Here is a 6,515-nt window from a genome sequence, read left to right on the forward strand (position 1 = left end):
CCATCTGCGCCACCCACCTCTCGCGCCTGGCCGAGGAGATCGTGATCTGGATGACGCCGGGCTTCGGCTTCATCGCCCTGAGCGACGCCTTCACCACCGGCTCGTCGATCATGCCCCAGAAGCGCAACCCGGACGCCGCCGAGCTGATCCGCGCCAAGGCCGGGCGGATCCTCGGCGCGCTGGTCAATCTCACCGTGGTGATGAAGGGCCTGCCGCTCGCCTATGGCAAGGACATGCAGGAGGACAAGGCGCCGACGTTCGAGGCCTTCGACGCCCTGGAGCTTTCGTTGCTGGCGATGACCGGCATGGTGGACGACCTGAAGCCGAACCGGGCGGCCATGGCCGCGGCGGCCGGCGCCGGCTACTCCACGGCCACCGACCTGGCCGACTGGCTGGTGCGGCGGCTGGGCCTGCCTTTCCGGGAGGCTCACCATGTGACCGGGCAGGCCGTCGCCCGGGCCGAGGCCTCGGGCGTGGACCTCGCCGACTTGCCGCTCGAGACCCTGCGGTCGCTGGAGCCGCGCATCACCGCCGACGTTTACGAGGTGCTGAGCCCCGCCGCGTCGGTGGCCAGCCGGGTCAGCTATGGTGGAACGGCGCCGTCCCAGGTCCGAGCCCAGATCGCCCGTTGGAAGGAAGTCCTCTCATGATCCGCGCATCGCTCCTGGCCCTGGGCGCCGCCGCCCTGGTCCTCGCCGCCTGCGGCCGGGTAGGCCCTCTCGACCAGCCGGCCCCGCTCTACGGCGCCAAGGCCAAGGCCGATTACAAGGCGAAGAAGGCGAAGGAAGCCGCCGCAGCCAAGGCGTCTAAGGACGCCGACGAACCGGAACCCCTGGCCCCGGACACCCCCGGGCCCAACAATCCCGGCGCCATGCCGGACAACCTGCGCACGGACCCGGCCCCCGGCATGCGCCCGCTGCCGAACGCGCCAGCGCCTCCCGGCGTGCTTCCAGACCCCTACAACCGCCCGCAATGAACCACTTCGAGCTGCGCGAGGGCGAGCTCTGGTGCGAGGACGTCCCTCTCACAGCGCTGGCGGAGGCGGTGGGCACACCGCTCTATGTCTACTCCAGCGCGACGCTAGAGCGGCACTACCGGGTGTTCCGCGATGCGCTCGACGCGTTTCCGCGGCTGGGAGCGCCGCTGATCGCCTATGCCGTAAAGGCCAACTCCAACCTGTCGGTCCTGGCCACGCTGGGACGGCTCGGGGCCGGGGCGGACACCGTCTCGGAGGGGGAAATCCGCCGCGCCCTAGCGGCCGCGATTCCGCCCTCGCGGATCGTCTATTCGGGGGTCGGCAAGACGGCCGCCGAACTGGGTTTCGCGCTCGACGCCGGCGTCGCCCAGATCAACGTCGAGTCGGAGCCGGAGATGAGGCTGCTGGCCGACCTCGCACGGGCGCGCGGGGTCCGGCCCGACCTGGTCATCCGGGTCAATCCGGATGTCGAAGCGGGCGGCCACGCCAAGATCTCCACCGGCGCGCGCGAGAACAAGTTCGGGGTCTCCCTGGCCGAGGCGGAGCGGCTGTACGCGGCGGCGGCCGCCGATCCCCATCTGAACCCCGTCGGGGTGGCCTGCCACATCGGCAGCCAGATCACCGACCTGGCTCCCCTCAGCCGCGCCTTTTCCCTGATGCGACAGCTCGTCGAGCGCCTGCGCAGCCGCGGCCTCGCCGTCCAGCGCCTCGACCTCGGCGGGGGCCTGGGCGTTCCATACTTCAACCAGCCCGACCCGCCGACGCCACGGGACTTCGCGGCCATGGCCGACGAGGCGGTGGGCGGCCTCGACATCGACCTGGCGTTCGAACCTGGGCGCGCGATCGCCGCCAACGCCGGGGTGCTGGTCTCGCGGGTGATCCACGTCCACGAGCGGCCCGAGGGCCGTCGCTTCCTGGTCCTCGACGCCGCGATGAACGACCTGATCCGGCCGGCGATGTACGACGCCTACCACGACATCCGGCCGATAAGGCCGCGCCCTGGCCCGCTGACGCCCTACGACGTGGTGGGACCCGTCTGCGAAACCGGCGACACTTTCACGCGCGACCGGCTGCTGCCGCCGCTGGCAGGCGGCGACCTCGTGGCGTTCATGAGCGCCGGAGCCTATGGGGCGGTGATGGCGAGCGAGTACAACAGCCGCCCGCTGGTCCCCGAAGTGCTGGTGAAGGGTGACGCCTGGTCCGTGGTGCGGCCGAGGCCGAACTATAGCGAGATGTTGGGCCGCGACTCGCTCGCCCCCTGGCTTTCCAGCGCCGCGACGTAGGGCAGGCCCCGGAAGGCGCCGCCAAAGTCCATGCCGTAGCCGACCAGGAAGCGGCCGGGGGCCTCCCAGGCCACGTAGTCCGGCGTGAGGGCGCGCGGGCGGGGCCAGGGCTTGCGGGCGAAGACCGCGGTCATCACCGAAGCGGCCCCGGCGGCGCGCACGTGGCGGACCGCCTCGTCGAGGGACAGTCCGGTGTCGAAGACGTCGTCGATGATCAGGGCCGGCCGGCCGGCGACCGGGCGCTGCAGACCGGCGCGCACCTCGCACCGCCCGGCGCTCGCGGCCCCGTCGCCGTAGGAGGCCAGCCACAGGGCGTCGAACGCCACGGCCTTGCCGAGGCCGGCCAGCGCGCGCGTGAGGTCGGCAGCGAACCACAGGCCTCCGGTCAGGAGGCAGATGGCGACGGCGTCCTCGCCCAGGTCGGGGGCGATGCGCTCGGCCAGGGCGTTCACCCGCGCAGCGATCGACTCCTCGGCCAACAGCACCTCGAGCCGAGGGGCGAGGTCAGCCATGCGGGGCCGCCGCAGGGTGAACCAGGAGGCCCATCGCGGCATAGATCGGCGCCAGGCCCGGCAAGGCCGCGACGATCACGTCGCGAAACACCATCAGGGCGAACAGGGCGATCACCACCAGGAAGACGATCGCCAGCCACCGCCCGGCGCGGGACGGTCCGGATCCGAAGGCGGTTGTCAGGCGCGGCGGCGGCCGGAACACCGGGATGCTCAAGGACTCGTCGGACGCGGGCGTCGGAGGCGGCGCCGCGTACCAGTCCGCGGACGGGGCGCCAGCCTCGGGCTCCGATCGAGGTTCGGCCTCCGCCTGGTCTACATGCTCAGGGGAGTGCGCCTCGGCGATGGGAGCCTGGGTCTCGACCGGGGCGTCGGGTACGGCGTTGGTCTCAGTCCGCGGTGAAGGTTCGGCCGGCGGCGACGCCTCCGGTTCGGGAGCGGGCCGAACCCCCTCGCCGACCGCGCGCCAGCGTTGGCCGCAGGCCGCGCACTGGACCGTCCGTCCCATCGTCCAGACCTGGAGCGGGTTGGCCAAATACCGGGTAGCGCACCTCGGGCAGGTCAGTATCATGATTGAGACTCAGGTTAACCTCGGCGGCGTGCAAACGGGGTCGCCGATTTTCGCGCGCATGTCCAGAAAACCCATCAAGGCCGTGAACGAAAGCGAAGCTCCGGGGGGTCGCGAACCTGAAGTTGTCCGCCTTCTGGGCGCGGCGCTCCGCGGCGCTGACGGCCGTCGGGCCGGACCGCCCCTGTCGATCGATCTGGAGGCGGGCTCGGCCCACGTGATCACCGCCGGCCCGGGCGCCGGCAAGACCACCATTCTGGAGACCATCGCCCTGGCGAGGCCCCCCTACAAGGGCAGGCTCGAGCTGTTCGGACGCAACGTCGCCAGGGTGCGCCCCGCGGCGCGGTACGCGCTGCGACGGCGGATCGGCATGATCTTTCAGGATCTTCGCCTGATCGACGCCCTGTCGGCGCGGGACAACGTGGCCCTGGCGGCCCGGGCGGCCGGTCGCGCGCCGGACGACTACGACAAGCCGATCGCCGAGGTGCTGGCCTGGGTCGGCCTGGCCCGGCGGGCGGACGACCCGGCGTCGGAGCTCGACGCGGAAGGCCGGGGCCGGCTGGCCGTGGCGCGGGCGGTGATCAACCGGCCCGACCTGTTGATCGCCGACGAACCCGGCGGGGAGGCTGTCCTCAAGCTGTTGTCGGACCTCAACCGCGCCGGGACGACGATGCTGATCGCCACACGCGACGCCGAACTGGCCGATCAGTCGGGCGCCGAGGTGACCGCCCTGGTTGCCTTTCGATGAGCCCCTTCCCATGACCCGCGCCCAGGCGGCGGACGGCGGCCCTTCCCTGCTGCCGGGAGTGGCGAAGCCCTCGCCCTGGCTGGCGTTGGCGATCTTGCTGCTGTCGGTCGTCGCCGGCCTGGAGCTGGTCGCCGCGACCGCGGCGATCCGCACGGCGGTCGCCTGGTCGCCGCGGCTCGCCGGTTCGGCGACAGTGGCCGTCAGCGGCGGCGGTCTCGAGAGCACCGAGGCCGCGGCCGCCCGGGCGGCCGAAATCCTCGCGCGGGCCCCCGGCGTGGCGAGACTCGCCGTGCTCGATCCCGACCCGGGCGACGCCGTGGCCGGCCGGCTCATGGGCCTGGACGGGGCCGCGCCCGGCGCAGATCCGCCCCGCCTGTTGGCCGCGACCTTCGCCAGCGGAGAGGGCGCCTCGGCGGCCGCGCTCGCCCAGAGCCTGCGGCGCGGGAACATCGTGGCCGCGGTGGACGACCACGGCGTCTGGACGGGCCCGCTGGAACGGATGGCGGTCGTGGCGGCCGCCACCGCCGCGGCGTCGCTGCTCCTGCTGATCGTCCTCGTGTGGGCGCTCGCCGCGGGTAGCGCCGGCGGGGCCGTTCGCCGACACTCGGCCAGGGTGAGCCTGCTCCTGCACCTGGGGGCGACCGACGGCATGATCCTTGGGCCGGTCCGCGCCCGGGCGGTCGGCGCGGCGGCCCTGGGGGCGCTGATCGGAGTGGGGGCGGCGGCCGCCCTGGCCGCGGCCGCGATCTGGTCGCCCGCTCTCGCAGACTGGATCAAGGCCCAGCTTGCTGCCCAGATCGGGGTGGCTCCGGGTCTCGACGCGTGGGATCTTGCGGCCGCGGCGATCTGGCCTCCGGTCGCAATCGTGATCGCCTTCTGGGCGGCGGGCGGGGCCGCGAAGTCGAGGCTGAGGACGATGGCTTGAAGGGACTCGCCGCCGGCCTCGTCGCCCTGTTGATCTGGTCGGCGGGGCTGCTCGCCTTCGCGGACCGCATCGCGCGCCTGACGCCCGCGCCGACGCCCGCGCCGGCCGATGGGGTCGTGGCCCTGACCGGCGGGTCGGACCTGCGTCTGCGCGTGGCGACATCGCTGCTGGAGGCGGGAGAGGGACGGCGGCTGCTGGTCTCCGGCGTCAACCACAAGGTCACCCGCGAGCGTATCTGGAGCGTCACCGGGGCGGCCAAGCCGCTGTTCGACTGCTGCGTCGACCTGGACTTCGACGCCGCCGACACCATCGGCAACGCGCGCGAGGCCGCCCGCTGGGCCCGCGCCATGGGCTACCGCAGCCTGATCCTGGTCACCGCCGACTATCACACGCCCCGGGCGGCGCTGGAGTTGAAGGCTGTGATGCCGGAGGCGCGCATCAGCGCCTATCCCGTGGTCACGCCCGATCTCGACGCCCGCCACTGGCCCGACACCACCACAGGCGCCCACCGCATGGTCGCGGAATACATGAAGTACCTCGTGGCGCTGGGGCGCGAGGGGCTCATCGCGCTGGGCCCGCGCCCCGCCGGCGCGGGCTCGGGGTATCCTCGCGCATGATTCTGATCCGCTCGCTGGCGTTCGCCGCCGTGTTCTACCTGTGGTCGATCGTCAGCGGCCTCGCCATGACCCTGCTGCTGCTGGCGCCAAGGCGTTGGATGATCAAGGCGATGGGCCTTTGGGGCGTCGTCGTCATCGCCATGCTGCGCCTGATCTGCGGGGTCAGGGTCGAATTCCGCGGCCTCCAGCACCTGCCCACCGGCCGCGGCCTGGTGGCGGCCAAGCACCAGTGCATGTTCGACACCATGGCGCCGCTGACGGTCTTCCCCGACGCCTGCTATGTGATGAAGCGCGAGCTGCTGAAGATCCCGTTCTATGGCTGGTTCAGCCTCAAGACCGGCATGCTGGTCCTGGACCGCCAGGGCGGGGCCGGAGCTTTGCGCAAGCTGATCGCCGAAGCCAAAGCTCGCCTCGCCGAGCCGCGCCAGCTCGTCATTTTTCCTGAAGGACATCGCATGCCGCCGGGAACCAGGGGCGAGTATCAGCCCGGCGTCGCCGGTCTCTACCGGGAGCTCGGACTCCCCTGCACCCCCATGGCCACCAACTCCGGCGTCCACTGGCCGGCGCACGGCATCCTCCGCCGGCCGGGCCTGATCGTCTATGAGTTCCTGGAGCCGATCCCGCCGGGCCTGCACCGGGCGGCGTTCATGCGCGAACTCGAGACCAGGATCGAAACCGCCTCGCAGCTGTTGCTGAACGCATGAGCGGTCAGGCCGCCTGGTCTTCGAGGTGGGCGACGCGCTCCATGAGCCGTTCCATGGCGCGGTCGCGGACGCCCTCGGCGCGTAGATGATCCACGAGGTCCCGCAGATAGTCGATGTTGCGGCCCGACAGGCCTCGGGCGCCGGCGATCAGCCGCGCCTGGCGCTCGGCGTCGAGCACGCCGGCC

General features: G+C 72.3%; 10 protein-coding genes. 7 read left to right on the forward strand and 3 right to left on the reverse strand.

Going from position 1 to position 6,515, the window contains the following annotated elements; all coding sequences use genetic code 11:
- The 3 genes from VNW53_RS16755 to lysA form a co-directional block, all read left to right on the forward strand.
- A partial coding sequence (locus VNW53_RS16755) for an argininosuccinate lyase (protein ID WP_325556977.1) occupies positions 1–650 on the forward strand: 650 nt, incomplete at its 5' end.
- Positions 647–976 (forward strand): lipoprotein, encoded by a 330-nt coding sequence (locus VNW53_RS16760; RefSeq protein ID WP_325556978.1) that lies wholly within the window; start codon positions 647–649, stop codon positions 974–976. The genes VNW53_RS16755 and VNW53_RS16760, both read left to right, overlap by 4 nt.
- Entirely contained in the window at positions 973–2,259 is a 1,287-nt protein-coding gene (lysA, locus tag VNW53_RS16765) for a diaminopimelate decarboxylase (protein WP_325556979.1), read from the forward strand. The genes VNW53_RS16760 and lysA overlap by 4 nt, the downstream gene beginning before the upstream one ends.
- Here the strand turns inward: lysA and VNW53_RS16770 are convergent.
- Complete coding sequence (locus tag VNW53_RS16770) at positions 2,199–2,771, reverse strand: phosphoribosyltransferase (RefSeq protein ID WP_325556980.1); 573 nt, start codon at positions 2,769–2,771, stop codon at positions 2,199–2,201. The genes lysA and VNW53_RS16770 overlap by 61 nt on opposite strands.
- Positions 2,764–2,985, reverse strand: coding sequence for a hypothetical protein (locus VNW53_RS16775; RefSeq protein ID WP_325556982.1), 222 nt, complete (start codon positions 2,983–2,985; stop codon positions 2,764–2,766). The genes VNW53_RS16770 and VNW53_RS16775 overlap by 8 nt, the downstream gene beginning before the upstream one ends.
- Before the next feature lie 310 nt (positions 2,986–3,295).
- On the opposite strand from VNW53_RS16775, the gene VNW53_RS16780 reads away from it, so the two are divergent.
- Genes VNW53_RS16780 through VNW53_RS16795 form a run of 4 tightly spaced genes read left to right on the forward strand, consistent with a single transcriptional unit; the run spans position 3,296 to position 6,330 of the window.
- Positions 3,296–4,084 (forward strand): ATP-binding cassette domain-containing protein, encoded by a 789-nt coding sequence (locus VNW53_RS16780; protein WP_325556984.1) that lies wholly within the window; start codon positions 3,296–3,298, stop codon positions 4,082–4,084.
- Positions 4,085–4,094: 10 nt separating this feature from the next.
- The gene (locus VNW53_RS16785) at positions 4,095–5,009 is read left to right on the forward strand and encodes a hypothetical protein (RefSeq protein WP_325556986.1); all 915 of its coding nucleotides are present in this window, start codon (positions 4,095–4,097) and stop codon (positions 5,007–5,009) included.
- Complete coding sequence (locus VNW53_RS16790; protein WP_325556987.1) at positions 5,006–5,626, forward strand: YdcF family protein; 621 nt, start codon at positions 5,006–5,008, stop codon at positions 5,624–5,626. The genes VNW53_RS16785 and VNW53_RS16790 overlap by 4 nt, the downstream gene beginning before the upstream one ends.
- Positions 5,623–6,330 (forward strand): lysophospholipid acyltransferase family protein, encoded by a 708-nt coding sequence (locus VNW53_RS16795; protein WP_325556988.1) that lies wholly within the window; start codon positions 5,623–5,625, stop codon positions 6,328–6,330. Before VNW53_RS16790 ends, VNW53_RS16795 begins: the two co-directional genes overlap by 4 nt.
- Positions 6,331–6,334: 4 nt before the next feature.
- On the opposite strand, the gene VNW53_RS16800 is transcribed toward VNW53_RS16795, so the two are convergent.
- Positions 6,335–6,515: gamma-glutamylcyclotransferase (locus VNW53_RS16800; RefSeq protein ID WP_325556989.1), on the reverse strand; the 181-nt coding region annotated here is incomplete at its 5' end.

It is taken from the genome of Phenylobacterium sp. (assembly GCF_035569475.1).
Taxonomy (GTDB): Bacteria; Pseudomonadota; Alphaproteobacteria; order Caulobacterales; family Caulobacteraceae; genus Phenylobacterium.